Annotated in this window: 13 protein-coding genes; 8 read left to right on the top strand and 5 right to left on the bottom strand. The window is 32.3% G+C overall.

Annotation, left to right across the window (positions count from 1 at the left end; translation table 11 throughout):
- Positions 1 to 12 precede the first annotated feature (12 nt).
- Together HUE87_RS04575 and HUE87_RS04570 are read left to right on the top strand one after the other, a co-directional pair.
- Complete coding sequence (locus HUE87_RS04575) at positions 13 to 954, top strand: DUF3137 domain-containing protein (protein WP_194367553.1); 942 nt, start codon at positions 13 to 15, stop codon at positions 952 to 954.
- A complete protein-coding gene (locus tag HUE87_RS04570) occupies positions 951 to 1,733 on the top strand; it encodes an EI24 domain-containing protein (RefSeq protein WP_194367552.1) in 783 nt (260 codons plus the stop codon). Before HUE87_RS04575 ends, HUE87_RS04570 begins: the two co-directional genes overlap by 4 nt.
- Here HUE87_RS04570 and HUE87_RS04565 read toward each other — a convergent pair.
- A complete protein-coding gene (locus tag HUE87_RS04565; protein WP_194367551.1) occupies positions 1,730 to 3,814 on the bottom strand; it encodes an ATP-dependent helicase in 2,085 nt (694 codons plus the stop codon). The genes HUE87_RS04570 and HUE87_RS04565 overlap by 4 nt on opposite strands.
- Positions 3,815 to 3,980: 166 nt before the next feature.
- Here HUE87_RS04565 and HUE87_RS04560 point away from each other — a divergent pair, with 166 nt between their 5' ends.
- Both HUE87_RS04560 and HUE87_RS04555 read left to right on the top strand, forming a co-directional pair.
- Complete coding sequence (locus tag HUE87_RS04560; RefSeq protein ID WP_194367550.1) at positions 3,981 to 4,418, top strand: hypothetical protein; 438 nt, start codon at positions 3,981 to 3,983, stop codon at positions 4,416 to 4,418.
- A 104-nt stretch (positions 4,419 to 4,522) separates the two neighbouring features.
- Positions 4,523 to 5,344, top strand: a complete 822-nt coding sequence (locus tag HUE87_RS04555; RefSeq protein ID WP_194367549.1) for a GGDEF domain-containing protein — start codon at positions 4,523 to 4,525, stop codon at positions 5,342 to 5,344.
- A gap of 46 nt (positions 5,345 to 5,390) precedes the next feature.
- Here the strand turns inward: HUE87_RS04555 and HUE87_RS04550 are convergent, their stop codons facing one another.
- Positions 5,391 to 5,822, bottom strand: coding sequence for a host attachment protein (locus tag HUE87_RS04550; protein ID WP_194367548.1), 432 nt, complete (start codon positions 5,820 to 5,822; stop codon positions 5,391 to 5,393).
- Positions 5,823 to 6,011: 189 nt separating this feature from the next.
- On the opposite strand from HUE87_RS04550, the gene HUE87_RS04545 reads away from it, so the two are divergent.
- The 3 genes from HUE87_RS04545 (at position 6,012) to HUE87_RS04535 (ending at position 10,624) form a co-directional block, all read left to right on the top strand.
- Positions 6,012 to 8,639 (top strand): valine--tRNA ligase, encoded by a 2,628-nt coding sequence (locus HUE87_RS04545; RefSeq protein ID WP_194367547.1) that lies wholly within the window; start codon positions 6,012 to 6,014, stop codon positions 8,637 to 8,639.
- Positions 8,640 to 8,643: 4 nt separating this feature from the next.
- Positions 8,644 to 10,197 (top strand): SulP family inorganic anion transporter, encoded by a 1,554-nt coding sequence (locus tag HUE87_RS04540; protein ID WP_194367546.1) that lies wholly within the window; start codon positions 8,644 to 8,646, stop codon positions 10,195 to 10,197.
- A gap of 106 nt (positions 10,198 to 10,303) precedes the next feature.
- The gene (locus HUE87_RS04535; RefSeq protein ID WP_194367545.1) at positions 10,304 to 10,624 is read left to right on the top strand and encodes a hypothetical protein; all 321 of its coding nucleotides are present in this window, start codon (positions 10,304 to 10,306) and stop codon (positions 10,622 to 10,624) included.
- Positions 10,625 to 10,629: 5 nt separating this feature from the next.
- Here the strand turns inward: HUE87_RS04535 and HUE87_RS04530 are convergent, their stop codons facing one another.
- From HUE87_RS04530 to flgH, 3 genes are read right to left on the bottom strand one after another with little or no spacing between them, the layout of a single operon-like run.
- Complete coding sequence (locus tag HUE87_RS04530; RefSeq protein WP_194367544.1) at positions 10,630 to 11,862, bottom strand: EAL domain-containing protein; 1,233 nt, start codon at positions 11,860 to 11,862, stop codon at positions 10,630 to 10,632.
- A gap of 1 nt (position 11,863) precedes the next feature.
- Positions 11,864 to 13,261 (bottom strand): hypothetical protein, encoded by a 1,398-nt coding sequence (locus HUE87_RS04525; RefSeq protein WP_229855226.1) that lies wholly within the window; start codon positions 13,259 to 13,261, stop codon positions 11,864 to 11,866.
- Positions 13,262 to 13,274: 13 nt separating this feature from the next.
- Positions 13,275 to 13,997: a flagellar basal body L-ring protein FlgH gene (gene flgH, locus HUE87_RS04520; protein WP_194367543.1), complete on the bottom strand. Its 723-nt coding sequence runs from the start codon at positions 13,995 to 13,997 to the stop codon at positions 13,275 to 13,277.
- A 76-nt stretch (positions 13,998 to 14,073) separates the two neighbouring features.
- On the opposite strand from flgH, the gene HUE87_RS04515 reads away from it, so the two are divergent.
- On the top strand, positions 14,074 to 14,517 hold the full coding sequence (locus HUE87_RS04515; protein WP_194367542.1) for a GatB/YqeY domain-containing protein: 444 nt from the start codon (positions 14,074 to 14,076) through the stop codon (positions 14,515 to 14,517).
- Positions 14,518 to 14,560 lie beyond the last annotated feature (43 nt).

Genomic DNA, 14,560 nt, shown 5'->3' with positions numbered 1-14,560 from the left:
GGCTACATGTAGATGAAAAGTGTAAGTGAACTAACTGACTTTTATTATAAAAATCTTTTTCCAACACTTCAAAAACTAGAAGATGATAGAAGAAGACTAAAACAAAAAATTATTTTCATTGCAGTTATATATACAATTATTTCGGCTATATTAGCTAGTTTCTTCATTAACAATCTAGATATAATTATTTTTATATATATTGCTTTGGGTGTAATTATATACAAGTTCTTGGTTCATGATTATACTCACGAATTTAAAATGAGTATTATAAAACCACTTATTCATGCTATCGACAAGACCCTTCTTTACTCCTCAAAAACTCATATTTCAGAGTATATTTTCAATCGTTCAAATCTATTCTCAGAGCCTGATAGAATGAGTGGAAACGATTACGTAAAAGGTAATGTTGAAGATATAAATATTCAGTTTTCAGATATTCATGCTGAGAAAAGAAACCGAAACTCAAAGGGAAAAGATAGCTGGAGCACCATATTTAAAGGTCTGTTTATAGTCGCGGAGTTTAACAAACACTTTGCCGGTGAGACAGTAGTTTTGCCTGATTCTGCTCAGAGTACTTTTGGAGACCTTATAGGCAACTGGTTGCAATCAAACAATATGGCTAGAGACGAACTTGTCAAGATGGATAACCCTGAATTTGAAAAAGAGTTTGTGGTATATTCAACTAATCAAATAGAGGCTAGATATATACTATCCCATTCGCTTATGAAAAAACTTCTTGTGTTTAAACACAAATCAAAACACCCTCTACATGTATCATTTATAGGCTCTAATATTCACATGGCAGTTGAATACAACAAAGACCTATTTGAACCTGCTATATTTAGCTCACTACTAGATTATAAAGTAGCTATGGAGTATGTGAAAACTCTCCATCTAGCAATATCAATTGTACAAGAGCTAAAATTAAACCAAAAATTATGGAGCAAAAGATGAGCGAGCAAAACCTACTAATACAAAGCACAAAAGATTTTCTAACACCTAAAATGCTTAAATACGCGATACTACCTTTTATTGTAACACTAGTTGTAATGTATATTTTATTTTTTGTTATAGCAGGTATAGGAATAGACCAACTCGGCACATTAAACGTTCAAAGCACTCAAACAACTATACAAAATGGCATTCCTCATACTGAGAGCATATCTGCTCAGCTGGAGGGTAGTGCAATAATTAAGTTTTTGATGAGTTCTGCTATAACCTCTTGGATAGCGACTTTTTTCATCTACGCTATTGGCGGCTTTTTAACTCTTTATGCTTCTATTTTTGTAGCAGTAATTATAATTGGATTTTTAACTCCTCTGGTTATGAGGGAACTTCAAAGGAGACACTACAACGATCTAGAGATGATAGGTCACTCAAATATTTTTACTACTCTGTTTTTAGTTATAAAATGGACACTGACAATGTTACTTTTATTTATACTGCTTGTTCCATTTTACTTTATACCATTAGTAAATATAGTAGCTTTAAATCTTCCTCTTTACTATTTTTTCCATAAGATGATGACATTTGATATATCTTCAAACCTATGTACGACAGAAGAAGATAAGCAGATAAAATACTTTAGTAAAAACAGCTTGAGAATGAAAACATTAGCTCTGTATGTTGTCTCACTAATACCGTTTGCCATATTTTTTGGAGCTGTGTTTTATGTTATTTACTTGGGGCATACTTACTTTTTAGAGGTTAGAAAATTAAGACAAACGTCTTAGTCTTCCTCCTCTTTTTCCATCTCTTTTTCAATTAAAGCTCTGTACGCTTCATCTTTTGGAACTAAGCCAGCTTCATACAAAAATTGGGATGGTACAAAGTTTGTCTTTTTGATTTTGTCATATTTTGCATAGCTCAAAAAAAGTATATCTTTGGCTCTAGTCACTGCAACATAAAAGAGACGTCTCTCTTCATCGAGTGAGCCACCTCTTTGCATAAGTTTTCTGTTTGGAAATCTTCCATCCATCAAATCAATTACATATACCTCTTTATATTCCAACCCTTTAGAAGCATGAACGCTCAGCAGGTTTACACCCTCACCTTGCGTTAGGTCAGATGATCCTAAAATCATAGCATTCAAAAATCTCTCATGCTCAGAGTATGGTTTTGAGAGTTCCTCTAAAAGAATCATTTTTCTGCTTATTTTAGAGAGTGATTCTGTTTTTTGTTTTTCGTCTATAGTGCCATCTTTAAGCTGTGCTCTTTTGCTAGATAATATTTCAGATATATATGTATAAACGGCAGAGGCAGCTATTTTTTTCACAATAGTTCTTGGTTGCTTTATACCTTTTAAATCACGATACAAAAGATAAAAATCATGTAAAAATGTAGCCGAATCTTTTGTAAGTTTTGGATGTTTTAAAATTGGATTTTTCATAAACTTTGCTTCAAACCCAAGCTTTGCAAATTTCCCAACAGCTCCTAGTTCTATAAAGTCATCAAAAAGACCAAGCTGATGATTTAACTTTCGTTTTTCAAAAGGATTTTTAATTGATTCATCAGGTGCATATAGACCATAAAAAATACTTCCGTGACCTAAAGTCTTTAGCGCAATATAAATCTCTTTTGCCATTGCACTTCCAATTCCCCGAGCAAATTCAAATATATGAATAAAGGACATCATATCTGACTCATTTACAAGCAGTGTATAAAAATCAAGAACAGCTTTAACCTCTCGTGAGTCAAAAAAACTTGTCCCCCCTTTTCTCTTACATGGAATTCCAAGCTCTCTAAGACCAACTTCAATACCATCGGCAGAAGAGTTGTTTCTAAATATAACCGCTATCTCCTCTCTTGGAGTCTGGCTGTCTCTTATCTGCGCTGCCATTGCATGGTACTGGTCAAATAGTTCATCATAAGCCAAAAGCCTTGGAGCTTGTGCCTCTTGAGCTCTTGTTACCTCTAGTTTTTTCTCATATATTCTTTCATTATGATTTATAACTTTTGTTGCAAGTGAAAGAATCGGCATTGTGGAGCGATAATTTTTTGTAAGTGTATGAACTATTGCATTTGGAAACTTTGTAGCGAATGAACCGATTATTGATATATCAGCACCATTAAAAGCATAAATACTTTGGTCATAGTCCCCAACACAAAAAAGTGATGGCGGTTTTATTGCCTCTATTAGTGTCCCTTGAAGTGCATTTGTATCTTGATATTCATCTACAAGCACCTCTTTATAGCCGAGATCTTTAGTTTTGCAAATCTCTCTAAAATTTAGAAGCAAGTCATTAAAATTAACAAATCCATACTCTTTTTTTAACTTTTCAAATTCATCTACTATATCTGCATAAATCATGGCAAACAGCTCATGCTCAGGGTATTTATTTATAACCCAATTATCAAAACTGTTCTCTAACTCTGTATTTTGATAAAAAGAGTATAAATCATAAAGATAGTTCCCACCGTAAGGAGTTATCTCAGCACCAATATGATCAAAGGAACGCTTTTCAAACACGCTTCTAAAAAGTGTTTTCAGCTCTCTTTGTTGCTTTAAAACTACTTTTTTATCCTGCTTTTTTAGCCATCTATAACTAACAGCATGAAAAGTCCCTGCGTCTATTTTAGAGGCTACGTCTTTACCAAAATACTCCGCTACACGCGAAACCATCTCTGCGGCAGCTTTATTTGTAAATGTGAGAAGTAAAATCTCTTGCGGTTTAACACCTGAACCCAAAAGGTGCCCAATTCGTCCAACAATTGTAGATGTTTTACCAGTTCCAGCAGATGCAATAATTAGGTTTTGTGATTCTGCAGAAGTTGCGGCAGCATACTGCTCTTGGTTAAGACGAGAAAGTGGCAAATATTAGCTCCTGCAGAATTTTTAAGAGTGTGATTATACAATGCGAAACTTACAGCATTGGACTATATTTTTATTTTTAGGCTATCTCTATTATTTTATTTATGATTATTTAGCTACAATAAATCTGTATTTTTATTATATTTCACTAGATAAGGTAGTTCTAAATATGATTATTGATGATGGTAATTTTTTAAAAACTGGTTTATCACAAATCTCTACAACAAATATTTTAATTAGTCAATTAAAATCTCCTCTTGAACTCTTTACTTATAATATTAAGCGATATAAAGTACCAGTTACTTTAGTTTTATTTTATACCGAAGAAGATATATCTTTAGAGATAAAGAAAAACATAAGAATTAGTGATGGATTAAAAGTAATAAAAGTAGGTGACTCATATTTTAACTTTATATTTTTGCCATTTACAGACATAGAAAACAGCTACTCTTTTGTCAAGGATATTGAGTATGATATTTTAAATAATATTGAATACTCATTTTATCTTGATGAGTTAGAACATGAGATAGATAGGTGTTATAATTTTATTAACTCTTTTCTTTTTAAAATCCTTGAAAGAAAAAAGGATACTAGCATATCATACTGAAGCAGAGTTATTGATTACTGAACTAATATTTAGAACATAAAGTAATAATAATAATTTTATGTGCTAAACTACATCTAAATTTAATACTCTAAAGGTTATTATAAATGCTAACATATGAAGACAAACTTCAAATAATTTCCAATCAGACTAAAAATGTTATTAGTGAGATTAAAATTGTAACTCCAACTATCTATTCTAATATTTTTTCAAAATATGCCTCTCCATATAAAATTAAACTAAACAATGAAGAAGTAATGACAGATGAGTTACTTAATGAAAGAATAACTCTATATACAAATCTTCAAAAGCAAGCAACTAAAAATGCTCACATTCTAAGTACAAATGCAGAAAAATCAATATCAGCTATACTTGATAAAGATGAAAAGGCTCTTACTGAAATTTTAAAAGAGACAAAAAAATTAAGAAAAGAATTAAAAAAATTAAAAGTTTCTATTTATATAGACCAGTTAACTAATGTATACAGTAGAAAATGGTTGCATGATAAATTTTTAAAAGAAGATACTAAAAGCTTTAAAGAGATTGGTACACTGGCTATAGTTGATGTAAACTACTTTAAAACTATTAACGATACTCATGGACATATTATAGGAGACAAAGTCTTACAATTTATTGCTAATAAATTAAAAAAACTAAATGAGCCAGTACTGAGGTATGAAAGAGATGTCTTTATTGTTATTTTCCCTGCTTCTACTTCAAAAACAAGCGCACTAAAACAACTCAATGTAATTAGAGAAAATATTATAAAAAAACAATTAAAAGCTGATAACAGCTCTTTTAAAGTAAGCTTTTCCTTTGGAGCTATTGATTTTAAAGAAGATGATGCTATCGATAAAGTTATAGCAAAAGCAGATAAAAACATGAAACAAGACAAAATAGAGATAAAAAAAAGAGTCCCTAGTATATGAGTATAACTGACTAAAATTTATTTCATATTTAATCAGTTTGGTATTTTTATTTCAAAAAATGTTTTATAAGCCTATTATTTTCAATTTTTGTCAAATTAGAGTTAAGATTTATTTTCATTTTCTTTTTTTCATCGACATCCACCAGATCTAAAATTTGATTATTTATTGCTAGTGGTGCAGCAAAATACCAAGACTCATGACTATACTTTTTTAAGACTTTAGAAATCTGCTTTCCAATTTCTTCAAATCTTCGATGTTCCCATTCAAGAACAATTTTATGACTTTCTCCATAGTTGCTTGCTTCTATTTCAATATAATTTTCTTCTAAATCAAGAATTTTTTTTCCAAATCTTTGATAAATATCCAGACTCTCACTACCTTCAATAAGTTCAACAAACTCCATACCAAATGGACTTTGATTACTACTGAAAAGTTTAAAATGCTGTAGATCAGCAACAATTATTAGTTTTGAAGACATAAAAAAACCCCTTTTCTATTACTTAAACAAATTATACCTAAATATAACTATTATTGATATTATGATACCGTATTTAACTTAAATATAATATATTAAATATATATAACTCAAAAAACTCCTATAAGTTAGTCCTCACTGCTTTTTAGATATAATCGCGAAAATATAAGAACACGTTTATAAGGCTAAAAAATGTCAGCAAATAACTACGAACCACTAAATGTAGAAAACAAATTTTACAAAATTTGGGAAGATAGAAAATACTTCGAGATTGATGGGAATAAAGCCATTCAAAAAGAGGGAAAAAACTTCTCTATTATGATGCCTCCTCCTAATGTTACAGGTCGTCTTCACATAGGTCACGCACTAACATTCACACTTCAAGATATTATAACTAGATACAAGAGAATGGATGGTTACAAAACTCTTTGGCAACCTGGGACTGACCATGCAGGAATTGCAACTCAAAATGTTGTTGAAAAACAGCTTCTTGCAGAGGGAAAAACAAAAGAGGAACTAGGACGAGAGAAGTTTTTAGAGAGAGTTTGGGCTTGGAAAGAAGAATCTGCTGGAATCATGACAGAGCAACTTCGTCACATGGGTGTATCTCCTGCTTGGGAACGTGAGCGATTTACTATGGATGCTGGACTTCAAAAATCTGTAAAAGAAGCTTTTGTTCATCTTTATAATGAAGGTCTTATAATTCGTGGAAACTACATGGTTAACTGGTGTACTCATGATGGTGCACTTAGTGATATCGAAGTTGAGCATGAAGATCATGACGGCAAGTTTTATCATATTAAATACCCTTTTGCTGATGGAAGTGGTTTTGTAGAAGTAGCAACTACGAGACCTGAAACATACTTTGGCGATACTGCTGTTATGGTTCACCCTGATGATGAGAGATACAAAGATTTAATAGGTAAAAAAATCAAATTGCCTCTAATAAATAGAGAAGTAGTAATAATTGCAGACTCACATGTAGATATGGATTTTGGAACTGGTGTTGTTAAAGTTACTCCCGCACATGACCAAAATGACTACGAAGTTGGTAAGCGTCATGACTTAGAATTCATCACAGTATTTGATGAAAAAGGTATACTAAACGACTACGCAGAAGAGTTCAAAGGTTTAGAGAGACTAGAAGCTCGTGACATTATTGTAAAAAGACTTGAAGAAGAAGGGTTTATGGTTAAAGTAGAAGACCATAAGCACCAGGTTGGACACTGTTACAGATGTAAAAATATCGTAGAGCCTTATATTTCTAAACAATGGTTTGTAAGAAAAGAGGTAGCCGCAAAATCCATAGAAAAAACTAATGCAGGTGAAGCACAGTTCTTCCCTCCACACTGGATAAACTCTTACAACTCTTGGATGGGTGACCTTAGAGACTGGTGTATCTCACGTCAACTTTGGTGGGGACATCAAATCCCGGTATTTTACTGCGGAGATTGTGACCATGAATTTGCATCTCAAGAAGAAAACCCGTCAGCTTGTCCAAAATGTGCTTCTAAAAACTTCACTCAAGACCCTGATGTTCTAGATACTTGGTTCTCTTCTGCGCTATGGCCTTTTTCAACTCTAGGTTGGGGTAATGGTGATGCTGAGATGGACAAGCTTTTCCAATCAAATGATATGAAAGACTTTTATCCAAACACACTTCTAATCACAGGCTTTGATATTCTTTTCTTCTGGGTAGCTAGAATGATGATGATGGGTGAGCATTTTAACGGCAAACTTCCGTTTAATCACATCTATCTTCATGCGCTTGTTCGTGATGAAAAAGGTGAAAAGATGAGCAAGTCTAAAGGCAATGTAATTGATCCTTTAGATATGGTTAACAAATACAGTGCTGATATATTAAGATTTACACTTGCCATCTCTGCCGCTCAAGGTCGTGACATCCGTATGAGTACAGAGAAACTAGAGCAAAACCGTAATTTCACAAACAAGCTTTACAATGCAACGAAATATTTACAAATGAATGTAGATACTTTCCCTGATTTAGCAGGCTTTTGTATTAAGACTGACTTAGGTCGCTATATGTTGTCCCGTTTAAACTATGCGACTAAAGAGGTTCGTGCTAATCTAGATGAGTATAAGTTTAATGATGCTGCCTTAGTCATGTACAGATTCCTTTGGAATGAGTTTTGTGACTGGGGTATTGAGTTAAGTAAGGCTGACAAAGGTTCTATTGTTGAACTTGGTGCTATATTTAAAGAGGCAATGAAACTTCTTCACCCTTTTATGCCGTTTATTACAGAGTATCTTTACCATGAGCTTTCAGGAACATCTCTTGAAGAGTCAGATTCTATCATGATTAAAAAATATCCTTTTAAAATTAAACAACGTAAAGAAGAGAAAAAATTTGAGATTATAATGGATGCGATTGTTTCAATAAGGCGTGCAAAAGTTCTTGTTGATTTAGCCAACCAAAAAATAGAAAAAGCATTTGTGAAAATAGATGGCATAAGCGAAGATGACAAAGCTATGATGCTCCCTTTTATTACAAGACTTGCAAAAGTTGAAGTGGTAGAGTTTACTGATGTAAAAATCTCTGATGCAGTAAGTGACATTGCAGATACATGTGAGACATTTATACCTACTGATTCTATTGATTTAACTTCAATCATATCTAAACTTGAAAAACAAGATGAGAAGCTGCAAAAAGAGATAGACAAGCTAAATGGTATGCTTAATAATGAGCGTTTCGTTGCAAATGCTCCAGAGGATGTTTTAGTTAAGAATAGAGGTGCATTAGCAGATGCAAGAACGAAGCAAGAAAAAGTTTTAGAGCAACTAAGCTCACTAAAGGGTTAGTGTATTGAAAGTTAACGAATTATTTGATTTAAAAAAATACTCATCAGTCAATATCAAAAATGATATTTTATCTGGATTAGTTGTTGCAGTCGCACTAGTTCCAGAAGCAATTGCATTTAGTTTTATTGCAGGTGTCAGTCCAATAGTTGGTCTTTACACTGCATTTATCCTAGGTTTAATCACTGCACTTATTGGTGGTAAGCCTGGTATGATCTCTGGTGCCACTGGTGCAGTTGCAATTGTTTTAGTTGGACTCAGTCTTGAAGCAAATGCACTTTTATCTGCCCAAGGTTTAGCCAATGAAGCAATCGTTATGGGTGTTCTTCACTACATACTTTTGGCTACTGTTGTAGCCGGTCTCATTCAAATTTCTATCGGAATGCTAAAGCTTGGTAAATTTATACGTCTTGTTCCAACCCCTGCTATTCATGGTTTTGTAAATGGTCTTGCAATAGTTATTGCTACGGCTCAGTTTAAGTTCTTTGATAATCAAGGCTATATGATGTATATTTTAGTTGCTGTGACTATGGCGATCATGTATATACTTCCAAAATATACCAAAGCAATCCCAGCTGGTCTAATAGCAATTATTACAATAACACTTGGTGTTTATTTTACTCAAACAAATACACTTCTTTTAAGTGGCTTAGCTGATATGAGTCAGTTTGCTGGACAACTTCCTAGTTTTGGAATTCCAGATTATTTATTTAGCTTAGATGCCATTATTATAGTTCTCCCTTACGCCGTAATCGTTGCACTTGTAGGGATTATTGAGTCACTACTTACTCTTTCAGTTTTAGATGAACTTAGCAATACTCGTGGTTCAGCTAATAAAGAGTGTATTGCTCAAGGAACTGGAAATGTTACATGTGGATTCTTTGGCGGTATGGCTGGTTGTGCTATGATTGGTCAAAGTATCATCAACTACACATCTGGTGGTATTGGAAGATTGTCATCATTTGTTGCTGCGGTAGGTTTAATTATCTTAGTTGTATCAATGAGTAGCGTTTTAAATGCTATACCCGTTGCCGTTTTAGTTGGTATTATGTTTATGGTTAGTATAGGGACGTTTGAGTGGTCAAGCTTTTCTCGCTTAAGCCGAATGCCAAGAACTGATGCTTTTGTTATGGTTGCTGTTACACTTATAACGGTTGCAGAAGATTTAGCAATTGCAGTTATAGCAGGTGTTATTATATCCGCTCTTGCTTTTGCTTGGAAGCATGCAAGAATATTCGCAACAGTTAATACAGAAGATGATGGAACTAGAGTCTATAGACTAGATGGCCCACTATTTTTTGGAAGTGCTACAACATTTGCAGATAACTTCGATATACCTAATGATCCACCAAAAGTTGTGATTGACTTTAAAAATGCAAGGGTTATGGATTCATCAGGTGTTGAAGCTATAGATGCTATAACAAAAAAATATGAAGATGCTGGTAAGAATCTATTACTTCGACATCTAAGTGCCGACTGCAAAGCAATACTTAAAAAAGCTGGTCCTCACTGCTCATATGAAGAAGATGATCCAACATACAAGGTTGCATATAACTACTAAGTAACAAATTAACAACTTAAAACATCAATTTTAAGCCATATTTGTAAAAGAGTAGGTATAATTTTCTAAAATATAATCTTAATTTAATATAAAAAAAGGAATGTAGATGTTTATAAAAAAAGTTGTTATCGGGAGTGCATTACTATCTGCTCTATTATCTCCAAACTTTTTATCAGCGAAAAGTTTCAATCTTGAGAAAACTGTTAAAAAATGTCAAAAATGTCATGGTGAAAATTTTGAAAAAAAAGTTTTACATGCAACAAGACAGATAGGTCTTTTTTCTAAATCAGAATTATTAGAAGTATTTGATAAATATGATAATGCACCAGATGGTGGGAGAAAAGGTTTAATGAAAATAATCTTAAAAAAATACAATGCACAACAACGAAGTCAAATAGCAGACTTTATAGTAAATAAAAACAAATAACTCTTTTATAAAGTCACCAATTCAGCTTGAGGCTCGCTAAAATAGTAGCCTTGGGAGTAATCTATCCCTAACTCTTCAACCCTAACTTGAACTTCTTTACTATGAACAAATTCTGCCACTGTTTTTATACCACTTTTTTTACATAACAAAACTATAGCTTCAACAATAATTAAACTCTTATTATCAGTTAAGATATTTTTTATAAACGACCCATCAATTTTTAAATAATCAGGTGAGAATTCTAAAAGCCTAGAAAAATTTGAACTTAAGCTACCAAAGTCATCTATTGCAATTTTAAAGCCATTCGCACGTAATGAGTTTAATTGTTCAAGAATTCCGGGAGCATCAAGAGTAGTAATATCTTCAAGTATTTCTAGAACAACTCTTGATGGATTAATATCATATTTTTTTGAGTACTTAAGAAGATATTCTTCTAAATAATTAAGATGAAAATCAGTGCTTGTAATATTTATTGAGAAGTCATAATCTTTATTTCTAAACATTTCAAAACTTTTTTGAATAATAGTTCTTGTAACCAAAGTAAGTGTTCCAGTAATCTTTGATGCCTCTAAAAACCTTACTGGAGGTATTAATACTCCATTATCATATATTCTAACTAAAGATTCGAATTTTTCTATTTTTTTTGTTTTATTATTTATGATTGGTTGATAAAATGCTATTAAATTTTCTTCCATAAATGCAACTTTAATTTTATGAATCCAATATATATTTTCCTGTTGTTTTTTTATAAAAGTTGATTTTGAGTCAAATATCCTATAAGATCCTCTCTTGTATTCACGCAACTCTTTTATAGCTACCTTTGCGTGATTAAGTACTTCACTACAACTTCCTGTAGCGATTCCAATACTAATAGAAATACGAATATCTATATCATCAGAAACTTCAATTTCCATTTGATCAAAAAAAGATATTAAAGAACTTGCAACATCTTCTAGCTCTTTTTTTGTCATATCAATTTCATTTACCAGTACAAATTCATCGGAATTTAGTCGAAAAAGTTGACATGACAATGGTTTAGCGATATTTATTAATTTTGATATTTCTATTAAAACTTTATCTCCTAATTCAAAGCCATAAGCACTGTTAATATTACTGAAATTGTCTATATTTATTAAAAAAACATTCCCATGTAAAATCTTTTCAAGATATTCCATAAGAGCAAATCTATTCTGAATATTTGTAAGCTGATCACTATATATTATATCTTTGTCATTCATATTATTTTATGCCAATTTCTATATAGCTTTGAGGTTTTATTGACTTGTAATTTGGCATACTCATACCAATCGTCGCATTAACATATGTTGGATCTGCCACAATAAATTTTCTTGAGCCTACTTTTACACTATCACCATCCATAGGAACATATATAGCCGTAGACATATGGTTTTTATATTTTAAACCTATCACAGGAACATGAAACAGCTCTTTCATTAAATATGTATATAAAACTGCTCTATCTTCGCAATCTGATTTATCAAAAAATAGAGTCTCCTCTGCAAACATAACTTTTTCTCTTCCAAACTGCTCATTATCGCGCTCATATTTAAACGATTTTTGCACAAAAGCAAGAACAAAGTTCATTGCATCGCTTGCTTTTCTACCATCTATATATTTTTTAAGTGATAAAGCTACATCTTCAAAAGTTTTACTCTCCATAGGAGCATTAAAGTATGTTTGATAGTCAGCTTGAGGATATGTATCCATAAAGTCAATAAGATTTTTGTTGTACTCAAAAGAGACGCTGTATTCATCTCCAAACTGCTTAAAATTTAAAGTTTTAGTTTTTATATTAAATGGTAACTTTGGTAGTGATAGGAGTGACAAATCAAATGGCTTAGTTGAACCTGGATAGTCCTGTCTATATGAGAACACTCTTCCAATACTCCCTTTATCGTAGTTAGATATAGCATAATATTTTTTATCTGAAAAGCTGTAGTTTGGAGTAGAATATATAATTTTATCAGAATAGTGCATTAAAACTATATGTTGCTTTGCTAGTCCCACTTTCACTGCATATCCCATTTTATTAAATATAAACCAACTGAGTAATTTTGAATTATCTTGATTTGTAAAAATAGAATCAGAGATTTTTGTAATTAGAAGATAAATACCCCAATCGTTTAGGTTCATATTTTTTGAAACTTTGCCAATCTCAGAAATAAAACTATCGTATGCACTAGAAGCTGCACTGCTAAAAAAACTAGTTATCCCTTTTTGATTGTGAGGATAATAGTTTGCTTGCTTAATTCCACTAGGTATATCAAACTCCAGTTGTGCGCCATAAAAATCAAAGCTTATATCTTTAGCCTTTACTAATGGTTCTTGTTTTGGCTCTATTTTTTCAATTTCAGGTTTTAACTCTACTCTTTTTTTTATTTTAATAGTGATTTTTGGACCAACAGGTTTTGTTATTTTTGACTTTGAGGGGGTGATTTCTTTAGGTTTTCTCTCTTCATACAATGGTTCTCCGGTATACACTTCATAAGCATTCCATTGTCCCTTTAGATAGTTATCAAAAGCATTATCTCTTTCATCTTTATATGTATTAAAAGATTTTGATTGAGATTTTTTAAAATCAGAAAAACTCTGTGCACTAATAGTAGTGCATGCCAACAGAATTAGTAAACTAAAATGGCCAAACCGACTGAATAATTTTTGTTCCCCAACCTTGTTCTGTTGCACGTCCTACATCTCCTTCTGTTTTATAAAGAATTTTTGCTTCACTCATCTGAGCTGAACTTATTCTATTGTTTTGGTCTATATCATAAGGACGTATAACACCACCTATTTGTATAATCTGTTTTTGATTATCAACCAGGATCTCTCTCTTTCCAGATATAAAATAATTTCCATTTTTTAGTACTTTTACTATTCTGGCTGACACAGTAGTATTGAAAGACGCATCTTTTGTAGCACTCCCCTGCCCTTTATATGAGCTGTCTGACGTGCTAGAAAGACCAACATTTGCGATACCATTTAGTTTTGCAATAGCAGAACTAACTGCTGAATTATTACCAGCGGAGGTAAAAGCACCACCACCAAGAGCAGAAACATCACTCTCACTAAGCTGCTTAGTACCTGCATTTGAACTAGTCGCACTCTCTGATATTACTACGGTTACAATATCACTAACATGCATCGCTTTGTGATCAGAAAATAGAGGATTATCACCCTTACCAAATACACTTCCCACTGAAGAAAAATCTTTTTTATCTTCACGAGACGGCATCTCCTCAACATAAGTTGGAGGCTTAAAATCAATCTCTGGTTCAGTTAAATTTGCAGTACATCCTGATAAAAAAAGTATAGCATAAAAAGGTATGGTAAGTATTAAAAGTTGTTTTTTCATTGTTTTCTCTCTAATTTAAGGTGTTTATTTAGTTATAATACTAGCAAATATAGTTCCAAACAAAGGTAAATTTATTATGAATTTAAGAGATACGATTAATCAAGAAGTAAAATATGCTATGAAAGCAAAAGAGACAAAAAAAAGAGATGCCCTTAGACTTCTTACAAGTGCTTTTAAACAAGTAGAAGTCGATGAGAGAAAAGAGCTAAGCGATGAAGATGTAATTAAAATAATACAGACTCAGGTTAAAAAAAGAAATGATTCAGCAACTCAATATAAAGATGCTGGCCGTGATGATTTAATGCAAATAGAACTTTATGAAATTTCTATTTATACTCCATATTTACCGGCACAATTTAGTAGTGATGAACTCTCAACTGCAATTAAAGAAATAATTTCTAAAGTTGGGGCAACAACTATTAAAGATATTGGAAAAGTTATGGGTATGGCTTCAAAAGAGCTATCAGGGAAAGCTGATGGAAAAAGAATTAACGAGTGTGCTAAGAGTTTATTAGGTTAGTCCGCTAAAGGAAATAATTCCTTCAGCTTCGCTTGGACCGCTG

Origin of the sequence: Candidatus Sulfurimonas marisnigri, from assembly GCF_015265475.1 — a bacterium.
Lineage (GTDB): Bacteria > Campylobacterota > Campylobacteria > Campylobacterales > Sulfurimonadaceae > Sulfurimonas > Sulfurimonas marisnigri.
Note: the sequence above shows the minus strand (reverse complement) of the source record. Positions and strands in the feature narration are given on the sequence as shown.

Bases quoted from the DNA above. Each gene is read 5' to 3' on its own strand.
- flgH (WP_194367543.1), bottom strand. From the start codon at position 13,997: ATGAAAAAACAACTTTTAATACTTACCATACCTTTTTATGCTATACTT.
- HUE87_RS04530 (WP_194367544.1), bottom strand. From the start codon at position 11,862: ATGAATGACAAAGATATAATATATAGTGATCAGCTTACAAATATTCAG.
- HUE87_RS04535 (WP_194367545.1), top strand. From the start codon at position 10,304: ATGTTTATAAAAAAAGTTGTTATCGGGAGTGCATTACTATCTGCTCTA.
- HUE87_RS04555 (WP_194367549.1), top strand. From the start codon at position 4,523: ATGCTAACATATGAAGACAAACTTCAAATAATTTCCAATCAGACTAAA.
- HUE87_RS04570 (WP_194367552.1), top strand. From the start codon at position 951: ATGAGCGAGCAAAACCTACTAATACAAAGCACAAAAGATTTTCTAACA.
- HUE87_RS04515 (WP_194367542.1), top strand. From the start codon at position 14,074: ATGAATTTAAGAGATACGATTAATCAAGAAGTAAAATATGCTATGAAA.
- HUE87_RS04575 (WP_194367553.1), top strand. From the start codon at position 13: ATGAAAAGTGTAAGTGAACTAACTGACTTTTATTATAAAAATCTTTTT.
- HUE87_RS04545 (WP_194367547.1), top strand. From the start codon at position 6,012: ATGTCAGCAAATAACTACGAACCACTAAATGTAGAAAACAAATTTTAC.
- HUE87_RS04560 (WP_194367550.1), top strand. From the start codon at position 3,981: ATGATTATTGATGATGGTAATTTTTTAAAAACTGGTTTATCACAAATC.
- HUE87_RS04550 (WP_194367548.1), bottom strand. From the start codon at position 5,822: ATGTCTTCAAAACTAATAATTGTTGCTGATCTACAGCATTTTAAACTT.